Annotated in this window: 13 protein-coding genes; 10 read left to right on the top strand and 3 right to left on the bottom strand. The window is 50.5% G+C overall.

The window, feature by feature from the left end; genetic code table 11:
- The first annotated feature begins 28 nt into the window (after nucleotides 1-28).
- Nucleotides 29-7,600 carry an SDR family NAD(P)-dependent oxidoreductase gene (locus RBB47_RS28280; RefSeq protein WP_305989280.1) on the top strand — a complete coding sequence of 2,524 codons (7,572 nt, stop codon included), beginning with the start codon at nucleotides 29-31 and terminating at the stop codon, nucleotides 7,598-7,600.
- Nucleotides 7,597-8,961, top strand: coding sequence for an aminotransferase class I/II-fold pyridoxal phosphate-dependent enzyme (locus RBB47_RS28275; protein ID WP_305989279.1), 1,365 nt, complete (start codon nucleotides 7,597-7,599; stop codon nucleotides 8,959-8,961). The genes RBB47_RS28280 and RBB47_RS28275 overlap by 4 nt, the downstream gene beginning before the upstream one ends.
- Nucleotides 8,962-9,083: 122 nt before the next feature.
- Here the strand turns inward: RBB47_RS28275 and RBB47_RS28270 are convergent, their stop codons facing one another.
- Complete coding sequence (locus RBB47_RS28270) at nucleotides 9,084-9,857, bottom strand: SDR family oxidoreductase (protein WP_305989278.1); 774 nt, start codon at nucleotides 9,855-9,857, stop codon at nucleotides 9,084-9,086.
- 292 nt (nucleotides 9,858-10,149) lie between these two features.
- On the opposite strand from RBB47_RS28270, the gene RBB47_RS28265 reads away from it, so the two are divergent.
- The 6 genes from RBB47_RS28265 to RBB47_RS28240 all read left to right on the top strand — a co-directional run bounded on the left by RBB47_RS28265 (nucleotide 10,150) and on the right by RBB47_RS28240 (nucleotide 17,171).
- Entirely contained in the window at nucleotides 10,150-11,280 is a 1,131-nt protein-coding gene (locus RBB47_RS28265; RefSeq protein ID WP_305989277.1) for a polysaccharide biosynthesis/export family protein, read from the top strand.
- 170 nt (nucleotides 11,281-11,450) lie between these two features.
- A complete protein-coding gene (locus RBB47_RS28260; RefSeq protein ID WP_305989276.1) occupies nucleotides 11,451-12,899 on the top strand; it encodes a lipopolysaccharide biosynthesis protein in 1,449 nt (482 codons plus the stop codon).
- A gap of 44 nt (nucleotides 12,900-12,943) precedes the next feature.
- A complete protein-coding gene (locus RBB47_RS28255; protein ID WP_305989275.1) occupies nucleotides 12,944-13,714 on the top strand; it encodes an ABC transporter permease in 771 nt (256 codons plus the stop codon).
- Nucleotides 13,711-14,367 (top strand): ABC transporter ATP-binding protein, encoded by a 657-nt coding sequence (locus RBB47_RS28250; RefSeq protein WP_305989274.1) that lies wholly within the window; start codon nucleotides 13,711-13,713, stop codon nucleotides 14,365-14,367. The genes RBB47_RS28255 and RBB47_RS28250 overlap by 4 nt, the downstream gene beginning before the upstream one ends.
- An 18-nt stretch (nucleotides 14,368-14,385) precedes the next feature.
- Nucleotides 14,386-15,756: a capsule biosynthesis protein gene (locus tag RBB47_RS28245; protein WP_305989273.1), complete on the top strand. Its 1,371-nt coding sequence runs from the start codon at nucleotides 14,386-14,388 to the stop codon at nucleotides 15,754-15,756.
- A 116-nt stretch (nucleotides 15,757-15,872) separates the two neighbouring features.
- Entirely contained in the window at nucleotides 15,873-17,171 is a 1,299-nt protein-coding gene (locus RBB47_RS28240) for an NAD(P)/FAD-dependent oxidoreductase (protein WP_305989272.1), read from the top strand.
- A gap of 114 nt (nucleotides 17,172-17,285) precedes the next feature.
- Here the strand turns inward: RBB47_RS28240 and RBB47_RS28235 are convergent, their stop codons facing one another.
- A complete protein-coding gene (locus tag RBB47_RS28235) occupies nucleotides 17,286-18,179 on the bottom strand; it encodes a hypothetical protein (RefSeq protein ID WP_305989271.1) in 894 nt (297 codons plus the stop codon).
- Nucleotides 18,180-18,874: 695 nt separating this feature from the next.
- Here RBB47_RS28235 and RBB47_RS28230 point away from each other — a divergent pair.
- Together RBB47_RS28230 and glf are read left to right on the top strand one after the other, a co-directional pair.
- Nucleotides 18,875-19,882 carry a hypothetical protein gene (locus RBB47_RS28230; RefSeq protein ID WP_305989270.1) on the top strand — a complete coding sequence of 336 codons (1,008 nt, stop codon included), beginning with the start codon at nucleotides 18,875-18,877 and terminating at the stop codon, nucleotides 19,880-19,882.
- A gap of 256 nt (nucleotides 19,883-20,138) precedes the next feature.
- On the top strand, nucleotides 20,139-21,248 hold the full coding sequence (gene glf, locus RBB47_RS28225) for a UDP-galactopyranose mutase (protein WP_305989269.1): 1,110 nt from the start codon (nucleotides 20,139-20,141) through the stop codon (nucleotides 21,246-21,248).
- 113 nt (nucleotides 21,249-21,361) lie between these two features.
- Here the strand turns inward: glf and RBB47_RS28220 are convergent.
- A partial coding sequence (locus tag RBB47_RS28220) for an integrase core domain-containing protein (protein ID WP_305989268.1) occupies nucleotides 21,362-21,667 on the bottom strand: 306 nt, incomplete at its 5' end.

Raw genomic sequence — 21,667 nt, 5'->3', positions numbered from 1 at the left:
AGACGCATTAGGCAGATCTTTGGAATAAATGAGTTTGGCAGAATTAGTTGGCTGGGGAATTCGCGTTCCTGGCGCCTCGTCTCGGGCGGATTTTTGGAAGCTGCTCCTACAAAAGCGGTGTTCAATATCATCCGTTCCAAAAGACAGGTGGTCTCGTTTAAGGTTTTGGCACCCGCGCGTTCCAGAGCCTGGAAAAAGCTATACATATGCTGCCGGTATTCTGGACGATCTTTGGGGCTTTGATCCCGCAGTATTTGGAATCTCCCCGCGAGAAGCTGAGCAGATGGATCCGCAACAACGATTGTTGCTTCAGGTCACCTGGGAGGCAATTGAAGATGCCGGAATTTCACCGTCGCATCTTTCAGGACAGTCTGTGGGCGTTTTCGTCGGCGCGTCGACGTTGGACTATTCAACCGAGAGTTTTTTTGATCCCAGTTCCGTGACGGGCCACTTCATGACCGGAAACACACTCTCGGTCATATCCAATCGTATTTCCTACATATACAATCTGAATGGCCCTAGTTTTACAGTCGACACAGCGTGTTCTTCGTCGCTCGTTGCCTTGAATGAAGCCGTTAAGGCGATTAACGGGGGCGAGATTGATACCGCTATCGTTGCTGGGGTGAACGCACTTGTAAGTCCTTTTCCCTTTGTAGGATTTTCCCAGGCGACCATGTTGTCGCCCGAGGGGCTGTGCCGCGCGTTCGACGAGCGTGGTCTTGGCTACGTTCGGTCGGAAGGGTGCCTTGCCTTCGTTTTGCGTCGCAAGGATGCCAGTCCCTGGCCTGGTCAGGGCACGATTGCCAGTATCCTGGATGTCGGCATCAACGCGGATGGCAAAACTGTCGGCATGTCGTTTCCTTCTCCGGACCACCAGGGAGCGCTCTTGCACGACATTTACGGGCGGGCGGAGATCGATCTGAACGACCTGGCTTTTGTCGAGGCACACGGGACGGGGACGCGCGTCGGCGATCCCGTTGAAGCGCAATCGATCGGAAAGGCGCTTGCCGTTCACAGAAGCAGCAGATTGCCAATCGGCTCTGTCAAAACGAACATCGGACACCTTGAACCGGCTTCGGGCCTCGCCGGTCTGGCGAAAGCCTGTCTTGCGCTCCAAAACGACACGCTGCCGGCGAGCCTGCATTTTGAACAGCCCAACCCGGATATTGACTTTGAAGGTCTGAACCTGCGGGTTGCAACCGAAACCGAGCCGCTGGACTGGACCGGAAAACGAAGATTTGCGGGTGTCAACTCGTTCGGTTTTGGTGGCACAAACGCACATGTCCTGCTTGGTGATCCAGACAGCCGCTTGCAGGAAACGGCATCAGACGCCCCGGCGCCTGACCAACCCAATGCCGAATTGCTCGCCCTTTCCGCAAAATCCCGGGAAGCGCTGTCGGATTTGGCAGGACGATACGCTGACGCAGTTCAAGACGTCTCGGCAGATGATCTGTCAAACATTCAATCGGCAGCCTGGTATCGCAAACCTCAATTTGAAGAAAAACTCGTCGTCAAGGGACGTGATCCCAACAAGGTAGCCGAAGCGCTGAGAGCTTTCGCCGCCGGCGAAAGCAACGAAGACGTCCTGTCAGCCAAATCCCCGATAACCTCAGGCGGCTGCACGTTTGTTTTTTCCGGAAACGGATCTCAATGGCCCGGCATGGGGCAAGCTGCCTATCTGAACAATTCCGCCTTCCGGTCCGAGTTTGACAGGATCTCGGCCGTTTATGCGGACGCCACCGGTGTTTCGCTCAAGGAACAGCTTTTCTCCGCCAAACTGCACGAGAACCTGCATCTTACTAGCAACGCGCAGCCTTTGCTGTTTGTCATTCAGATTGCGCTCTGCGGCGCATTGAAGATTTATGGATTGAAGCCGGATTTCGTTTTGGGCCACAGCATCGGAGAAGCCGCCGCTGCTGTCGTGTCTGGGGCGATGACGCTGAAAGATGGGGCCGAGCTCGTTCATCACCGCTCAAGAGAGCAGGAAGCGGTGGCCGGGGACGGTACCATGGCTGCCCTGGTCCTTCCGGAAGACGAGGCGCGGGCTGCCTTAATCGAAGCAGACTGCGGCCAGATTGAAGTCGCCGCTGTGAACAGCCCGAAATCGATTTCCTTGTCCGGTGAGCATGAAGCCCTGGCTGCATTTGGCAGATATGCGCGTCAGAACCATTTGGCATTCCGGAAGGTCGATCTCGACTATCCCTTCCACAGTTCCCTGATTGAATGCGTGGAAGCGCCGTTCAAGAAAGCTGTCGGCGAACTCATCGCACGCGATGGCGGCGTGGCATTTATTTCCACCGTGACGGGCTCAATAGAGGCGGGAAGCAGGCTCAATACCCAGTATTGGTGGCGAAATCTAAGGGAACCGGTTCAGTTCAAGAATGCGATTGAAACGGCCTTGTCGGAAGGTGCGCGTAGGTTCATCGAAATCGGACCGAAACCCATTCTGCAGAGCTATATTCGGCAAACCGCGGCAAGCCACGACCCGGAATCAATCATTCTTGGGTCGCTCACAACCCAGCAATCGGTCGAGAGAGACCCCATTCTCGATATCGTTTCTGAAGCGTTGTTGAAGGGATTTGAACTGGATGAGGAAGTGGTGTTCGGCGAGAACCCGGACCGGTATATCCAACTCCCATCATATCCTTGGCAAAACAAGTCGTATCGTTTCGAAAAAACGTCGGAAGCCATTTCGGGATTGCTGCGCGGAAACGAGCACGCGCTATTGGGCTGGAGCACCGAGGATGCGTCGGACGCCTGGGTGTCACACATAGATGCGGAAGTCGTTCCGTTTCTTGGTGACCATGAAATCGACGGGAACGTGATTTTTCCAGGCGCGGGCTACGTCGAGATAGCATTTGCGATTGGCAAGAAGCTTTGGGACGCTGAACAGATCGAAATCCGTGACATGGACATTGTGCAGGCGATGTTCCTGAGTACAGAGCATCTGACTGAAGTACAAACTCGGTATTTTCCGGAAACCGGAACTTTTGAAGTCTCGAGCCGCCGTCGCCTGTCGGGTGAAGACTGGGCTTTAAACGCCAAGGGGCGCATCTTCCGGGCGGTATCGAACAGCGCTCCAGACCAACAGGTGCAGCGAAGAGAAAGTGAGGCCTCGTTTGATGCCGACACGCTCTACGGATTGGCACGTTCGTTCGGAATGAATTATGGACCTTCGTTCCGAAGAGTGAAAGTCATCGAGAAGGTCGGCGAAAACGCTTGCAGGGTTCACCTCCAGGACGGCATTGTCGCTCACGATTTTTCGATGCACCCGGCCGAGTTGGACGCCTGTTTCCATGGGGTATTCGCGCTTGTCGCCGACAAATACCTCGCATTTAAAGACACTCGCGCCTATGTACCTGTACATTTCGACTCGATCCAGCAAACCGGTCTCGCAAAGCCGCCCGCTACTGCCGACATCACGGCTCGTCGTATTTCAAATGAGTCGGTTTTTGTTGACTTTTCCTTGTTTGACGACGACGGCAAAGCCGTTCTTGTCATTTCAGGAGCCAGGTTCCGCGCTGTAAGTTTCGGTGAACACAAGCGGTCTTCCGACCTTGTGTTTCATTACAGGCAGGAACCGATCGCGTCCCGGCCCGATAGCGGTGCAGCATCGCTTCCAACTTTGGAACGACCGGAGAAATTGCTCCTGGTGCTCAACGCCTCGCCTTCAGATAATCTGATCTCGTCGCATGAAGTCGAAAGCCGCCTTTTGCTGGAGGCGGCAGCGCAACGATTGGCAATTGACGTTCTGAGGGTTCTGAGCAGGGGAGACGGAGTTGTCAGCGAACAAGATTTTCCGGTCGACGTGAGGCTTTACCTGAACGCCTTGCTGAATTGGCTGGTCCACGTCGAAATCGCGGAGGAAACCCATCCTGGCGAATACGGGTTAGTGGACGTGGGCGACCTGCCGGCGTTCGACCTTCTGATCGATGCGATCCTTCGGGAAAAGCCGGAGGAAATTGCAGCGGCGACCCTGTTAACGCGGTGCCGCAACGTCGCGGTTCAAATTGCACAAGGCAAAACGGTGGAATTCGAACCGTCAAACGCCCTTGTTGACCATTTCAGGTTTGGTTCACCGGATGCGGCAGCCCGGCTGGAATTCGCCGAGAAATGGATTGAAGCTTTTATCGAAGGCTGGCCGGCCACCAGGCCGCTGCGAGTGTTGGATCTGGCGGGCTCCGGACTGGAACTAGCGAAATTTGTGCTTTCGAAGCTGCCTGCCGGCGCTGCAAATATTGTGGTGGCTGATCCGGAGACTGCCTCCGCAGCGCGCTTGGCTGCTGTCAATGAGTCTCCGAGTTACGTCGAAGTCCTCGATGCTTCAAAGAAGCTGGAAAGCCTGACGGATCGATCCTTCGATCTCATTGTTTCGTCAGGCCGGCTGCATGAGTTCAATGACGTTGGAACGTTCTTGAAAACAATTGTCGAGACTTCCCGCGGGAAAGCGCAATTTGCTGCTGTTGAGCCGGAAAGAAGCTTGCTTGCCGATTCCATTTTCGGGTTGACCGAAGGTTGGCTTGAGGCCGCAACAAGCGATCAGTTTCCACTTTCCAAACTGAGAACCGATCGGGAATGGGTCTCGGTGCTCAAGCTCGAGGCGGGCTTTGCTGATGTCCGATCCGAACAAACCATCGTGCGCGGCCACCCCGCCAGCGTCATTTATGGAACAGGGATGATCGAAACCAGAGCACCGCAACACGATGATGTTGAGGCGCCAAAGGGGGCTTCCAGTTGCATCATTGTCAGTGGAAACCAGGTAAATGAGCGTGCTTGCGCACAGGCCCTGTCCGCCAGACTGTCTGAGACCGGTGTTCAATCGAACACGGTTTTCGCAGATGAGAGTGGCTTCGACACCGTAAGTGCTGCTACCTGGCAGCAAGTTTTCAGTGGCGTCAGTTTCGCAGATGCTGACGAAAAAAACGTTGTTCTGCTGTTCGGCGCCGAAAGCGACGGTGCAGATCCGGTCGCTGAAATCACGCGGCGCTGCAGGACTTGCATTGCCATCGGGCAAGCAGGCGAAGGACTCGACTTAAGCCTGTTCATTATTGCGCCCTCCGGGTCAGAAACCAGCTCAGGCGAAGGCGAGATCTTCCCCGATCAGGCAGCCGTTTGGGCGTTTTCCAGAGTTCTGGAGAACGAGTTCCCGAATCTGAAGGTCCGCCGTCTGGACGTCGCCGTAGACGAAATGACCGGCTCCTTTGCAGATTGCATTGTCGAAGCGCTCTCAGCCCCATCGAAGGAAAGCGACCTGATCGCCAGCGAGCAGGGCACAAGTGCGCCCCGCGTGGTTTCGGGCTTTCGGAACACTGGGGCAAAAGCTCCGGAAAGCGTGGCTCTTGAATTCGACTACGCCGGATCACTCAGTACGCTCTCCTGGCGGCCGTCGGCACGAACACTACCGGGTGACGATGACGTCGAAATCGAAGTTTCTGCGACCGGGTTGAACTTCCGCGATGTCATGTGGTCACTTGGCATGCTGCCGGAAGAAGCGCTGGAAGACGGATATGGTGGTCCGTCTCTGGGACTGGAGTGTTCGGGACGAATTGTCCGGGCTGGCGGCAATGTTTCACATCTCAAGGTCGGCGACCCGGTCGTCGCGTTCACAAGTGCCGGCTTTTCTTCGCATGTCACGGTTCCCGCATTTGCCGCCATTAAGTTGGAAGACGATAAAGACCTCATAGGAGCTGCGACGATACCCGTTGCGTTCCTGACCGCCTATTACGCGCTCGTTGAGCTGGGTGCGTTAAAGAGCGGGCAGTGGATCTTGCTGCATGGCGGTGCCGGCGGTGTTGGGCTCGCCGCTCTTCAGATCGCCAAGAGCATCGGCGCCCGCGTAATAGCCACGGCAGGGACACCCGAAAAACGAGATCTGCTCACCGCACTCGGCGCAGATCATGTTCTTGATTCTCGATCGCTCAACTTTTCGCTGGATGTTATGTCTCTGACCGACCACGTGGGCGTCCACGTTGTTTTGAATTCGCTTGCCGGCGAGGCTATGGAGCGCAGTATCCAGGTCGTGCGGCCATTCGGCCGTTTTCTCGAGTTGGGCAAGCGCGACTATTACGAGAACACCAAGATCGGTCTCAGACCTTTTCGTAAAAACGTTTCCTATTTCGGCATCGACGTGGACCAGCTGCTGTCCCACGATCTGGGACTGGCAAACGAGATGATAAATGCCGTCTTCCGACAGCTTGGCAGCGAAGATTTCAGCCCGCTTCCCTATCGTCTGTTCGAAGGCAGCAGCGTGCAGGACGCCTTCAGGCTGATGCAGCGCTCCGGTCATATCGGCAAGATTCTTGTCACGCCGCCTTCTACGTCCTCAATACGCGGTCAGGACGAAGCTGCGCCAGTGTCATTCGATGCGGACGGAATTCACGTTGTCGTCGGCGGCCTGGGAGGTTTCGGAGGCGAAGTCGCGCGCTGGCTTGCCGATCATGGTGCGAAGAAGATCTTGCTGACAAACAGGTCGGGTGCTGTTGGCGAGCAACACAAAGCTCTGATTGCGCAGCTTGCCCAAAATGGCGTCGAGGTTCGATCGGTCAGATGCGACGTCACGGACAAACAGGAATTGCACGAAACGCTGGAAGAGCTGCGGCTTCAGGCTCCGATAAAGAGCGTTTTTCACACTGCCATGGTTCTGGACGACGGCTTGATGACATCGCTGGATGAAGAGCGGTTTGAGAAGGTGCTTGCGCCAAAAGTGTTGGGTGCCAAATACTTGGACGAACTGACCCGTAAAGACCATCTCGACCAATTTGTATTGTTCTCCTCGATGACGACCATGCTGGGGAATCCGGGACAGGCCAATTACGTCGCGGCAAACGGTTATCTGGAAGGCCTCGCGCGTGCACGCCGGCAAAAAGGCCTGCCCGGTCTTGCCATCGGCTGGGGTGCAATCGGCGACGTTGGTTTTCTGGCCCGAAACGCTGAAGTCTCGAAAAAGTTGTCCAAACACCTGGGATCGTCGATGATCGTGGCCCGCGAGGGGCTCGATGTGCTTACAGACGTCATGGGACGCGACCAGGGGCGGATCGAGGAAGCCGTCATTCATATCGGCCGGTTCGATTGGGCAACGACAAGCCAGGCGCTTCCGGTCATGAAGCAGAACCTGTTCCGGCATCTGGCGCTGACGCGCTCAAATGCGGCCGCACAACAAAATACGCTTGACCTTGTGGCAATGATTACCGGGAAAGACGACAAGGAAGCGAAACAGATTGTGTGTGACCTTCTCGCGCGGGAATTGAGCGAGATCCTTCGGCTTCCGGTAGACGACATCGAGCCCAATCGGCCCCTTGCCGATTTCGGCATGGACTCCTTGATGGGACTGGAATTGCGAATGGGTGTTCAAAAACGCTTCAACATCGAGATCCCGCTCGTTACCCTTTCCGGTGGAACCAATATCGAAGATTTCGCTGATTTGATCCTGAACCGCGTGCGACCTGATGAAGGGGCCAAGCTAAGACACGAAGGTGCGGATTTCGCCAAAGATGAATTGGTTGCGCAGCACGTGGCTTCCAACCTGACGGAAGACCAAAAAGCAGCGCTTGGTAACCTTCTCGAGCAGGAAAAGCTAAAGGTAGACGGTTTGTTACAATGAGTTCTTCATCCGGCAAAGGGGGATTGGACTCCCGCAGCCGTCAGACCGCCTTGGATTGGGCGCGACGCTCGAAAAATCGGCAAAATGAGTTTCCTTCCCCCAATCCGGTTCGCGCGCCGCGTGCGAGTGCACCTGATTTTTCGACGTTGCCCGGGTTCCAGCAGATGAAACTGCAAAAAGCGGCCGCCGATTTGCTGGGCATCGAGAACCCGTTCTTTAAGACACACGATCAGCGTGCCGGTCCAACCGCTGTCATTGACGGCAAGGAGTTTCTGAACTTCGCATCATACGATTATTTGGGACTCAACGGGCATCCGGCGGTCATTCAAGCTGCGAAAGATGCAGCGGATCGCTATGGCATGTCCGCGAGCGCGAGCCGCATTGTGTCCGGTGAACGCAAGATCCACGGTGAACTAGAACAGAAATTGGCCGCATTACATGAAGCAGAATCAGCCGTAGTTTTTGTCAGCGGACACGCGACAAACGTTTCGACAATAGGTCACATCCTGCAGAAAGACGATCTGATCGTTCATGATGCCTACATTCACAACAGCATCGTCACGGGGGCAAAGTTATCCGGCGCTGTGCGGCAGGCGTTTCAGCACAACGACCTAGATTCACTTGAAACCATCTTGAAGGAGCGGGCTGGTAACCACGGAAAGATCCTGATCGTCGTTGAAGGCGTTTATTCGATGGATGGCGACATGGCCACTCTCCCATCCATTATCGAGTTGAAGGAGAAATACGGGGCCTGGCTCATGGTGGACGAAGCGCATTCAATCGGCATATTGGGCGAGACTGGGAGAGGTATAGCGGAACACTATGGAGTGGATCCGAGCAGGGTAGATAACTGGATGGGGACACTGTCAAAGACCCTTGCCAGCTGCGGTGGATACATTGCCGGGAAACGCGACCTTATTGATTTTCTGAAATTTACGGCGTCTGGATTTGTTTTCAGCGTTGGCTTGTCTCCGGCACTTGCCGCCTCGGCGAGCACAGCTCTAGACGTCATGCAAGCCGAACCTGAGCGTGTCCAACGGGCGCAGCAGAATGGAAATTACTTCCTACGCGCGGCAACGGGAGTGGGGCTGGATGTTGGCGTAAGCCAAGGCCATGCCATCGTACCCTTGATGATCGGGGATTCGCTAAAAGCAACTGTTCTTGCATCTCGCTTGTCCGAAGAAGGTGTAAACGTCTTACCGATAATTTTTCCGGCGGTCCCAGAAAAATCAGCTCGGCTACGTTACTTCATCACTTCGGAACATACCGAAATCCAGATCGATAACGCGATCAATGCTTTCGAAAGGGTCGCACTTGATTTCGAGGCGAATCCCGTGTCGCTGAACCAGCTGACAAGGTGAGGCGAAGACGTTTCCGTGCCAATCAACGAAACAGAAGCCAGCTGGACTTGACAGTCGCAAGCGCCACGGAACGTCTCAGCGACGCCACACCTAAACGTTACCTAAAGTCACACCACTAGGGTTCATCGTTTGTAGTTGAACGCTTTTGTCGTAAGGCGCCGAAAGCGCCAAGGTACAATCCTGCCTATCAGGATGACCCAATAAAGCAACAGCGGAAATGCGCTGAAAGCCTTGCGTTGCAAAATTGCCCGTTTGGTCAATGCTGCGGCACGATCGGCAGAGATTTCCAACGGACGCCAGCTGACGAACTCACCGGCAATGGCTGTCTTGACGAATCCAGGACATATAACGCTAATGCCGATGCCATCGTCATGAAGGTAATGGCTGATTGCCTCTCCGTACGCGACCAAGCCAGCTTTGGAGGCTGCGTATGCGGGCATATCTGCAATCGGCTGAAGAGCGGACATGGAGCAGATAAGGCCTATCTGTCCGCGTTTTTGTTTTTGCATATGCGGAACGACGCTGGCGATGAAACGAACGCTGCCTCCAAGATTGGTGTCGAATTGCTTGAGAGCCTTGTCGGCTGACTCAAATTGGCGGTCCGGACCATGCGAATCCAGAACCCCCGCATTTGCAATTGCTAGATCAATGTTTGTCTTGTCAGAAATCCCTTTCACCCAGCGTTCGACTTCATCGGACGAGGTAACGTCCACTTGTTCAATTTCGACCGCAGCACCTTTTTCCCGGCATGATTTTCCCGTTGCCTCAAGGGCTTCCAAGTTCCGGCCCGACAAGAACAATTGAAGGCCAGGTTCAGCAAAGGACAAAGCGAGGGCTTTGCCGAGTCCCGTACTCGCTCCGGTAATAAGGATTGTCGAATATGAAATTTTTTCCATTTGATGCTTTTTTACAACCATTGCGAACAAGGCCTAAACTATTATCGCCGCAAACTTCATCCTCCACTCGACGATGAAAAACTCAGTATCACAATGCGGATTGGAAGTTCGTCAAATTGTCGATCTCAGGGTCAAATTTTAGACTGAATCCGGACCGTTCGGATATTGTAAACCGTTGCGCGATAGGTTATCGGAAGCTGAAAAAAGATTAACTTACAGCAACTTGGTCTGGAAGCATTTGATGTCGGTGTGCGGTGGGTACAAGGGCTCGATTCAAAGAGTTTTGACGGGAGTGGGTTACCTGATCTCGATAATGATTGTCGCTTCGGGCTTGGCCGCATGCTCGTTTATCCCAGCATCCGGACCGACCTCGGCCGAAATCGAAGCGCAGTCCGGAAATTTGCCGAGCGGTTTGAATTTTGAGCTTGTTCCCCTCGACGCACATGTTGTTTCGGCATTACGGGCCTATAAACCAAGTGGTTTTGGAAAGTACTTTCCTGGAAAAAGATGGGCGCCGAGTCACATCATTGGCATTGGCGATACCATTTCCGTTGTTGTTTGGGAGCCTGGCGAGGAAGGTTTGTTCTCACGCGCTGAAAATGGCGGCCGGGCCGAACTTGGCCCCTTTGTGGTCAATCAGAGCGGAACGATAACCGTTCCCTATGTCGGAAAGGTTCACGCGGCAGGAAAATCTGTCGAACGGCTCCAGGACGCCATCCAAATTGCTCTCGGTGGTAAGGCGGTTGACCCCCAGGTCGTTGTCACGCTGATGGAAAACGCCAGCAGCTTAGTGACGGTCAGCGGCGCCGTGAACAAACCCGGCCAGTACCCGCTCGCAATTCGTGGTGAAAGACTGCTTGATGTGGTTGCGAAAGCAGGAGGCAACGCGCACGACGCTAGCGAAACCTACGTAACATTCATTCGAAGCGGCAAGCAGGGGCGCCAACTCCTCAAAACAGTCTTCGATTACCAGGGAGAAAACATTTATGTCCGGCCAGGTGATCAGATTTATTTGGCGCACACACCGCAGACCTTTACCGCGTTTGGCGCAGTTCCAAAGGTAGGTGAATATCCGCTGCAAGCGGGAGAAGTCTCGCTAATTGAAGCTCTTGGCCGCGTTGGTGGACTTGAAGACGGGCGCGCGAACTCTGTAGGGATGTACGTTTTCCGGTATGAAAGCCCCGAGCTTGTGCGAAGCATGAAACCGGAGACGAAAATTGCGTCCACAGGCGCCGTTCCTGTGATCTACCAGGTTAACATGCGTCAGGCTGAGTCGTATTTCTACGCGCAATCGTTCATGCTGCGTGACAAGGACATCATCTATGTCGCGAATGCCTATGGAGCGGAACTGAACAAGTTTACCCGTATTTTGATCAATGTTCTTGCTGTTGGCCGATCGTCGACATCGGTTGTCACATTTTGATCGTGATTAGCTGTGACTGTTGTGGTTCAGTGAGTTTATTTTCCTTCACGCTGTATTGAGCATGTGAAATTTGAACCAACAGTAGTAATTTAGGTATTTAGACTGGAATGCACTGAGCCAAGTCATTAAAAATGTCCAAGGGGCGCGAAAGAACTAAGGAACATAGTAGCGTGGTTGGAAAACTCGATACGGAATCGAAAGACGAAGCGCTTGGAGGCAAGGAAACAAGAGCCTTGAGCAGCGGGGAAACAATCACCAAAAATACAAGTCCATCAGATAATAATCTGCCCGTTAACACGAGGACTCGCGAGGTCGTTAAGAAAAATCCTGACAGGGGGATGATGAAAAGTAAAGAAAGTAAATCTAGAGCAATGAAGCCGAAAGCTGCTCCAATCATTCCACTTCCGGTCAAAAACCCCGAAATAGACAAGAGTAGCAGGTTTGAGAAAACGCGCCCACAGCAATTGCGGCGAAAGATACTTGCAATTTCATTTTTTGTTTGTGTTTTGATCCCATTTTTTTTGGGCACTATTTTTTTTGTATTTGTAGCGTCAGATCGATACGTTGCGGGCGCAGGATTTGCAGTACGGGGTGTTGATGGGGTTGGATCGGCGGGATCAGATTTCCTGGGTGCTTTGTCTGGGCTGTCAAGCACCGGCACGACAACAACAGACTCGTATATATTGTTGCAATACCTCCGAAGTCGTGAGCTTATTGAAAGGCTGGAAAAAAACTACGATTTCAAAGCGGCGTACAGCAATCAAAATATCGATTTTTTCTACCGGCTAAACCCCGATGCGCCAATTGAAGAAATTGTAAATTACTGGAGTTGGATGATTACGCCTAGCTACGACAACACGTCCGGAATTGTATCTTTTGAAGTGGAAGCATTTGATCCGGATGATGCGCTTGGCATTGCAGCCTTGGTATTAAAATACAGCGGCGAGTTGATTAACAATTTATCTGAGCAAGCAAGAAAAGACGCAGTTCGGTTTGCAGAGGAAGAGGTTTCAACCGCCGAGACACGTCTGCGTTTGATCAGAAACCAATTGCGAAATTTTAGAGAAACCGAGAACGCAATCGATCCAACTAGAAATGCAGAAGTTCAGCTTGAGATTGTGGCAGATTTAGAAAGGCAGCTAATCGAGGTCAGATCTCGTCTTGCGATATTAAAGGGTACGATCGACGAAAATTCACCTGCTGTTACACAACTGCGGCGCCAGGAAGCGGCCATCTCGGAACAAATCCGCAAAAAACAATATGAGATTGGGGGAAGCGGCGCTTCGAACAAAGCTGATCTGGCTGAAGCTGTCGGCACCGGTGAATTCCAAAGCAAATCATCACCTCTATCAGCCCTACTATCTGACTTTGAAACACTTGAAGTCGAGCGTGAGTTTGCACAACAGGCATATGTTACGGCCCTGGCTTCCTTAGAACGTTCCAGATCAGAAGCTGATCGGCAACAACGATACCTAGCCGTTTTTCGCAGTCCAGCATACCCCGAATACGCCATTTACCCAAATCGACTATTGAGCACATTTCTTCTTTTGTTAGTGTTGCTCTTGGTATGGAGCATAGGTGCTTTGATTGTCTATTCGGTAAGAGATCATCTACGCTAGTTGCTAGAAGATTAAAACTGTTCTCTACTTGCGAGTTGTGTTTGATGGATAGCGTCCTAATAACCCAAGGGCGGGTGATCGGTGCACTGGTTTTGCGAGAGACGCGAACAACATTTGGCGCTTCGCAACTAGGGTACCTTTGGGCAATACTAAATCCAGCAGTTGGTGTTGCACTTTTAACCGCCATATTCACTGCTGTGGGTCGCGTAGCGCCATTCGGAACGAGTTTGGCATTGTTCTTTGCGACAGGTCTTTTGACCTTTGAACTGTATAAAAAACTTTCGACTTCGCTAATGGTAGCCTTTGAAGCAAACCAAGCATTGATGACTTATCCGCTGGTACAAGCGCTCGACGTAATTATTGCCAGAGCAATACTAATCTTGGCTACTTATATTTTAGTTATGTTTCTGTTTTTCGGTGGACTAATAGCGCTACAATTAGCCCACCTGCCCGCTAACTTTGAGGAAGTTGCCGCTGCTATTTTTGTAACTTCTTTACTAGGAACGGGTGTTGGGACAACTTATGCAGTTATATGTAGTGTTTTTGGTACATGGAAGCAAATTGAGGGAATACTGAGCAGGCCTTTGTTTTTTATGTCGGGAATATTTTACGTGCCACATAAGTTTCCACCAGAAATTGTAAATGTACTTTCTTGGAATCCAGTATTGCATCTTGTTGAGTGGATGCGTGAAGGCTATTATCCGAATTACAACAGTGTAGTGCTCGATAAACCTTACGTGTTGGCTTTTACCTTGATTTCACTCCTAGTTGGGTTTGGGAGTGAGCGATTGTATAGAAAGAGTCGTGCACGATGATTGATTTCATCAACGTCTATAAGTCCTATCAATTGCAAGGAATTCGAAAGACTATTCTTGATGACCTAAGCTTCACGTTCCCTGCGAAGAAGAATGTAGCAATACTGGGCCACAACGGCGCTGGCAAGTCGACCCTTATGAGGCTAATTGCTGGCGCGGAGCTGCCGGACCAAGGAAGGATTAGGCGTGAAGTCAGGGTTTCTTGGCCGCTTGGTTTTGGTGGAGGTTTCAACGGCAAAATGTCGGGGCTAGAGAATATTCGTTTCGTTGCGCGAATGTACGGAGAAGATACGGAAGCAGTCACTGAGTATGTCAAAGAATTTTCGGAGCTTGGTGAATCCATACAACTCCCGATTAACACTTATTCGAGCGGCATGCGGGCTCGCCTAGCTTTCGGAGTCAGCATGGCAGTCGATTTTGATTACTATCTTATCGATGAAGTAATTGCGGTGGGCGATTTACGTTTCAAAAGAAAATGTAGAATGGTATTTGAAAATAAACTTGAAAAGTCAAACATCATAATGGTATCGCATAGCGCGAGAACAATAAAGAAATTCTGCGACAGCGGTTGTATCATTCGCAACGGCAAAATCGAAGCATATGACGAAATTGATGAGGCGATTTACGAGCATGAAAAGAATCAGGATAACTAAATATTATATTAGAGAAAAATGAGTAAATACTTACGCGATACCCCAAAAAAATTCTTATTTTTACAATCACATCCCTCCCTTTTTGGGCGTCAAGTCATCAAATATTTACGAGAGAGCGATGTGGACTGCTCGATCATCAATCTTTCGCTTTCCGATTGGGGATACCGAATTGGCTTGCGCGCCGACAACTATTGGGGGACGTTGGCGAACTGGCCCGATTACTTAAGAACGTATTTGAAGAAAAAACAAATCACAGACCTAGTTTATTATGCCGACCAAAGACCTTACCACCGGATTGCCTACAAGATTTCACGAGAGTTGAAAATAAACACATTCTCTTACGAATTCGGGTACCTGAGACCGGATTGGATCACACTTGAAAGGGGCGCGATGGGCCCATTTTCGCATTTCCCGAATAAACCAGCGCTCATACGTAAGCTGGCAAGTGACTTGGATCAAAACCTACCCGGTGAGCACTACCCTTACACCTTTTTCTCCGAAGCATTCAACGAAGTGGCATACAACTTTGTTCCGGCGCTCTTTCCAGTGTTTTTCCCATTTTATCAAAGGGATAGATACTATCATCCGTTTCGGGATTACCCGAGCTACATCCCAAGACTACTCACGACACGCTTTCGCGAGACGAACGCGCGATTGACAATCCAAGACCTCAAACGGCGCAAAGCATCCTATTTTGTTGTGCCTATGCAAATGCAGAATGATTATCAGGTGCGAAACCACGCCGGCTATCTACATCTGAGCGAAATGGTCGAAGAGATTATCAGCTCATTTGTCCGTTCAAGTCCAACTGATCAACATCTCGTATTTAAGGTTCATCCTCTCGACAACAGTATTGAGCAGTGGCCGAAGGTCATTCGGCAAACCGCCGAAAGATATCAGTGCCAAAGCCGAGTGATCGTTATTGATGGTGGCAATCTCGTCGAACTATTCAGGCATTCAAAAGGTGTGGTTCTACTAAACAGTACCTCCGGTCTCCAGGCGCTTCAGCAAGGAATTCCGGTTAAGGTGCTTGGCATTTCCGTTTACGACGTTGACGGAATGACCTGTCAGAATCCCCTGGACCAGTTTTGGAAGAAACCGACTCCTCCCGACCGGCCGCTTGTGAATGACTTCGTGCGCCTGCTCGCAGCAAGCATTCAGGTGAAAGGGAATTTCTTTTCAGCTAGAGGGCGCCGGGTCGCAGTGCCAGAATTTGCGCGTAGACTGGTCGAAGGAGACGTAAACAGTCATGGTGCATTCGTAGAAATGCCTCCGCGGCTGGAAAAAGCGCGACAACTGGGAGTTCGAATTCCGGCCGATAGCTACTGGCGCACTGAAGAAAGTGAGGCTTACCGGGGCGGACGAATAGTGAAAACCAACACGACTTAAGTTGCCTCTAATGAATGTATGTAAGGCGGTTTCATTGAGGCAGGTTCGCGCGTATTTTGCTTCATGAACGAAACAAGCGCTTACTGTTATGCGTCGATCTAACGGAGCCCTTAGCCTTGAAAATTGTTATTGCCGGCGCGGGACTTGCGGGCCTCGCAGCTGGTGTTTGGCTCAAGGACGCCGGTCACCAGGTCGAGATTTATGAAGCTTCTTCACGTGCTGGCGGCAGGGCTTTGACACTAAAAGCTCCGGACACGGATGACATTGTTGATGTGGGGACGCAATATTTTCACAGCAACTATCGGCGCGCCCTTGCCCTGATCAAACGAGTTGGTCTCGACGGAGAGTTATCGAAGGTAAAGGGTCGAACTCGTTTTTTCGACGATAGGGTCAAGGCTGGATCATTTACAACTGGGCACAAGCTACCTTACATTGCTGCTGGATCGCTTATGGCGAACTTGGTCATGACCCTGAAGGGCGCCTTTCGTTGCGCTTCTAATTGGATTGATCCATACGCCGTTCTAGCGGATACGCCAATCGACAGGATCCCGGCAGGAAAAGCTGTCCCGGAACCATTCGAATGGGAATTTGGCGCGCGCGCCCTAATTGCTGCAGGCGCACTGGTAGAACCCGAAGCTAGTTCTGTTTCGTACCTTCATCTAATCCGTCTAATGCGCATTGTCGTTATGACGGACTACCTGACGCTGAACAATGGGGTCGCATCACTTCATAGGCGGTTAGCAGAGGAACTGGACATTCATTACAATTCGCCGGTTGAGAAGCTTGTTGTAGACCGAGACTGCATAAAAGGAGTTCGGTTCGCAGATGGACCAGAGAGAGTTGCAGATCATACAATAATAGCAACGCCTCCCGCCGAGGCGGCAAATATTCTCCCAGAGGATTGGTCTCACGAGCGTGCATTTCTGACTTCAATAAAGCACCCGCCCGCCATTGTCGTAACACTATTTTTGAATCATCCTTTGGAAGAGGGAACTTGGTCCTACGTCTTTAGACCATCGCCCCATCGCCTCGTGAGTTTCTGTGTCGACGCTTCGCAGAAAAACGAAAAGATGATGCAAAGCAAGAATGCTGCTCTGCAGGCCTGGATTTGTTCGCCGGCAAGCGAAGAATTGCTGGCTCTTGACGACAGCGAAATCTTGAATCGAGTATTGCGAGAGATTTCCGAAGAGTTTTCCTTGCGTTCTCAAAATCTGCTTCATGTCCACGTCCACAAGGTCCCCAATGCTGTGCCCCTGATGGACGTTGGACACAATGAAAGGGCTTTGAAGTTCCTCCAACAGATCAATCAGCGGCCGGGAATAGACCTATGCGGAGATTACCTTTCCGGTGGCTATATGGAGTGCGCGTTGTGGAGCGCTGAGCAAGCCGTCAAACGTTTTGTTCCGGATGGCTAGGGCAAGGGCGTTTTGGACTCAAATTGATGCATTCAGCTCCGCTGAACTTTGCATCTCTAACGCCGTCGGCAAGTCATACTTGAACAGCACTTGAGCACCACTGAACCAAGCGTACTAGGAACTATGCTCGATAAACTGCTCGTATGCCGCCTGATCGAAACACCTAGCGTCTGTTCTAGCCATCATTTGGAAAAATAGGGAAAAAGCGGTGCTGTACAAAGCCCTTCCAGAGCTGTGTTTACGATTGTCCTCGTGAAAGAATCCCCGAAGCAACGCTCTCCATAATTTGGGGCCCCTGATTAGATATGTTCCGTCTTTGCTTACGGCCGACAGAACGACAGCGAGCTGTCTTTTCACTTTAAACGTCTCAATCGTTTCTTTCTTCTCTGAAAACATATTAATTGCTTGCTTGTTCAGGTTCGTTCTGAGGTGCTTCCTTCTGGGTCTGTAGTGCCCCATCGGAGCTTCATCAACAATCGCAACGTCGTTTGTTGGATCGTCCGTGAGCTGGTGCCAGAAAAGATCCAACCCCAAAGCCGCGTGTCGATCCTTGAAGAGTGGCAATACCCTTGTAAGCACGCTTCGATGCATCCATGGCATCATAAGCTCCACAAAATTCGTGCGGCGAAACTTGAACTGTGGATTCGCGAGCGTAATGGAATGAGCGAAAAAACTATCAGGAAGTAGTGCGGGTTGTGCAAGTTTAAAGCCATGTTCGATTGCGGTGCGCTGGAATAGAAGCGCATTTTCCGGTGTAGATTCAATATCGTCATCGAGAAACCAGAAATATTCGAATTCGTTTAGAACCTTATTGGCTTCAAAAAAATCGAAAATCCCAGACCATTTTCCCCCGGAATAGTAGTGGTCTACGTTTTGTTTTGAAAGCTCATCTCCGTAGTAGCTGTACCGAACGCAAAACTGGTTCTGGATATTTCGATCTTCTAACCATCTGATAGCGCTGGACTGTCCGTTCGTTCTAACGAGTATGAGTGTTTTGTTTTCGTCCATTTTCCGACGCGGTACTCTCAAGAGCAGATTATCGAGATAGCCAATTATACAGCCGAGATTCATAGCCGTTCAAAGTCACCTATGGAGCTAAGCTTCACAATCCGGTAGGGGTCCAGCGCTTGCTTTGATCCATCCGGCTAAGTGCGCTTTGAAATTACTTGGTGTCAAGAAGCTAAGCTGAGAACACTCTCATTTGCGGTTTGCGACGTTTGGATTATGCACTCCATTTTGACAGATCCGCCAGAACCCAAAACTGCACAGGCTTAATTCTTCCACTCGCAACGGCATAAGAAAGAGCTGACCTAGAACATCTCACACAGGTTCACGCAGTTCGTTCTCGTAAGGCGCGTGGCTTAGGCAATCCTCCGAACCTGTGCGATCGCGCTTGCCGGTGAAATCTTTTCTGGAAGAGAGTCACGACAGAGCCCGGTTTGAATCTGGAAAAATGGCGCATTTTTGAATAGTTTGAACGCCGTTGTACAAGTCACACTACCTTTGCATCGTTTGGTCCTGAAAATTGGAATACAATGAAGTATTATTTAACAAAATTATTCAGATATGAACTCGTGAAGCTGTTTCAAAGGTCGCTTGAGTGGTTTGCTATCGAGTATTCTAACAATCTAGCTTTTAGAATAGTGCGAGGCAAACCCAAGAACACAATATTGATGATAAATTTCTCACCATGGATGAGGTTGTTGGCGCAAAGATTACTTAAAAGTAATAATAGTACGCGTTTTTTGTATTTTCCACTAGATGTCAAAGACAGAAAAATAACGCAGGCGATTCAAGGGAACTCAAATGTCAAAGCGGTGGTCTGGGGCGGACTTGGTAGGCGTGCGTTAGTCGAATTGCTCGAGGAAAACGATGTCGAAACTTGGCGAATGGAAGACGCCTTCATCAGGTCTACCGGTCTGGGCGCTGATTTCATCCTGCCAAATTCGCTCATGCTAGACAAAACGGGTGGTATCTATTTCGACGCGACCAAACCATCTTCGGTGGAAAACTATTTGAATCATCACTCGTTCAAGGATGAAGAAATTCATCTTGCAAAAACACTAATCGAAAAAATAAGGAATAATTCGATCACGAAGTACAATCTAAGGGGGAATGCATTCGAAGACGAAGATCCCTCCGACAAAGGAAGCAATATTCTTGTTTTTGGTCAGTGCGAAGATGACGCGTCGATAAAATTAGGCAGTCCACGGATCAAGTTTAACACAGATCTTATTCAACTCGCGCTCGCAGAGAACCCGGGTTCCAGAGTCTACTACCGCCCGCATCCCGATGTCGCTAGGGGCCTTCGAAAAAGCTACTCGGACCCGCGAAGCGTCACCGGGAAAATCTCTTTTCTGGATATTGATACGTCTATCTGGGACAATATCTCGCGCTTTGACAAAGTCTACGTCATGACGTCTCTGGCTGGTTTCGAGGCCATTTTGCGAGGGAAACAAGTGAGAGTAGCCGGTCTCCCGTTCTATGCAGGCTGGGGTATCTCGGATGATCTTTTGCAATGTCCGCGGCGCCGTAGGAAGTTGAGTAAGGAAGAGGTTTTCTACGGTGCATACGTTGCAACCCCTTTGTATTTCGATCCCAAAAGCGGTCAAGAACTGTCCTTGGACATCGTTCTGGACAAGCTTATCGATCAAAAGTCCGATCCGTCATCATACAAAAAACCAGTGCGTCGCCCAATTTATCAAAACTAAGGATTACTTCTCTACCGGACACAGAGTTGCGCCAGCTCGCTATACACATGGGTTTCAGTCTGAAGCAGGAAACGACAAGGAGTTTTTCCTGTCTGGGATAACCACAGTGCAATGAACGAGGTCTCGAAGCCAGCCATCGTGAAAACTTCCTGGATGGATTTAGTGTCGGATTGACGATGGCAAAATCGGATTTCGTTATACACAATCGTTGTCTGAAATCGATGGCAAACGAGCGTTTTGAAGGCATGCGAAGGACATGAGAGTTTGTGTAGTCGGCGCGGGTTTCAGCGGCGCCGTGATCGCAAGGGAACTCGCGGAATCTGGCACCAATTGTTTGGTGGTTGACGAGCGTGGTCATCTTGCAGGGAATTGCCATACGGAACGGGATTCAGATTCTGGGATCATGATCCATAGCTATGGACCTCACATTTTTCACACAGCGGACCAGGACGTTTGGGAATACGTCAATCGTTTCGGAGATTTCATGCCTTTTCGGCATCAAGTCAAAGCGACTGTGAATGGGAAAGTCTATTCTCTGCCCATCAATCTGCACACTATCAATCAGTTCTTTGGAACGTGCCTTTCTCCTCAAGAAGCAAAAGACTTTATTGACCAGAAAGTTCAAAGGGGGATGATAGAGCCCAAGTCATTTGAAGATCAAGCGCTTCGATTTGTTGGGAAAGAAATCTATGAAGAATTCTTTCGTGGCTACACAATCAAGCAATGGGGGGTTCAGCCAAAAGACCTGCCAGCATCAATACTCAAGCGCTTGCCGCTTCGATTTAGTTACGATGACAATTATTTCGATCATCCTTTCCAGGGCATGCCGAAGGATGGTTATACCAAGATTGTCAAAAACATTCTGCAACACGAAAAAATTGAACTGCGATTAAACTGTGCATTTGAAGAACTCGATGAAGAATTCGAGCACATCTTTTACTCTGGGCCCCTCGACCGGTATTTTCGTTACGATTTGGGAAGACTAACCTATAGAACACTGGACTTTGAAGAGATTAGAACCGTAGGCGACTTTCAGGGGGTTGCGGTCATGAACTACCCTGATGATCGAATCCCGTTCACGAGAATAACAGAGCACCGCCATTTCGCACCGTGGGAAGAAAGATCAGATAAGCAGCTCACAGTTGTCTATAGGGAATACAGCCGCGAGCAAAAACCTGGAGACATACCTTACTATCCGGTTCGGTTATTGAATGACAAAAAACTGCTCTCGCGTTATCAGGAAAGGGCAAAGATGGAAATGTCGACGACATTTGTCGGGAGACTCGGCACCTATCAGTATATTGACATGGATACTACGATCGGAAATTCTCTAGAAGAATCGAAGAACTATCTTGCCAGGAAATAAAAATAATATATTTTTATATTCCCACTTATTGTATAACTCTATAGATTTTCAACTTTAACAAGTAATAATTATTGTTGAATCAGCGTAAAAAATTAGATGTCCACTTAAGCTTATTAGCTCACAAATAGGTTTATTGTTTCGATTGGTCTACGTCCCTGGTTTCGGTAGCCCAGATGAGGCCTTTCGGTGTTGTAGTGAACCAGCCATTTGTCGAGATCGGCCTGGAGAGCTTCGACGCTTTCATAGAAGGTTTCGCGCATCTTGATGCGGAAGAATTCGTCCAGGACCGTGCCGTTGAAACGCTCAACAAACCCATTGGTTTTAGGTGTTTTCACCTTGGTCCGCCTGTGGTCAATTCCGTTGAGATCGAGATAGAGTTCATAGGGGTGTGTTTCGGTGCCACAGAATTCCCGGCCGTT

This window comes from Roseibium sp. MMSF_3544, assembly GCF_030732845.1.
Classification (GTDB): Bacteria; Pseudomonadota; Alphaproteobacteria; order Rhizobiales; family Stappiaceae; genus Roseibium.
The sequence above is the reverse complement of the archived record's forward strand: the minus strand, read 5'-3'. Positions and strand labels throughout refer to the sequence as shown.

Bases quoted from the DNA above. Each gene is read 5' to 3' on its own strand.
- glf (WP_305989269.1), top strand. From the start codon at position 20,139: ATGAGAGTTTGTGTAGTCGGCGCGGGTTTCAGCGGCGCCGTGATCGCA.
- RBB47_RS28235 (WP_305989271.1), bottom strand. From the start codon at position 18,179: ATGGACGAAAACAAAACACTCATACTCGTTAGAACGAACGGACAGTCC.
- RBB47_RS28270 (WP_305989278.1), bottom strand. From the start codon at position 9,857: ATGGAAAAAATTTCATATTCGACAATCCTTATTACCGGAGCGAGTACG.
- RBB47_RS28250 (WP_305989274.1), top strand. From the start codon at position 13,711: ATGATTGATTTCATCAACGTCTATAAGTCCTATCAATTGCAAGGAATT.
- RBB47_RS28255 (WP_305989275.1), top strand. From the start codon at position 12,944: ATGGATAGCGTCCTAATAACCCAAGGGCGGGTGATCGGTGCACTGGTT.
- RBB47_RS28275 (WP_305989279.1), top strand. From the start codon at position 7,597: ATGAGTTCTTCATCCGGCAAAGGGGGATTGGACTCCCGCAGCCGTCAG.
- RBB47_RS28245 (WP_305989273.1), top strand. From the start codon at position 14,386: ATGAGTAAATACTTACGCGATACCCCAAAAAAATTCTTATTTTTACAA.
- RBB47_RS28280 (WP_305989280.1), top strand. From the start codon at position 29: ATGAGTTTGGCAGAATTAGTTGGCTGGGGAATTCGCGTTCCTGGCGCC.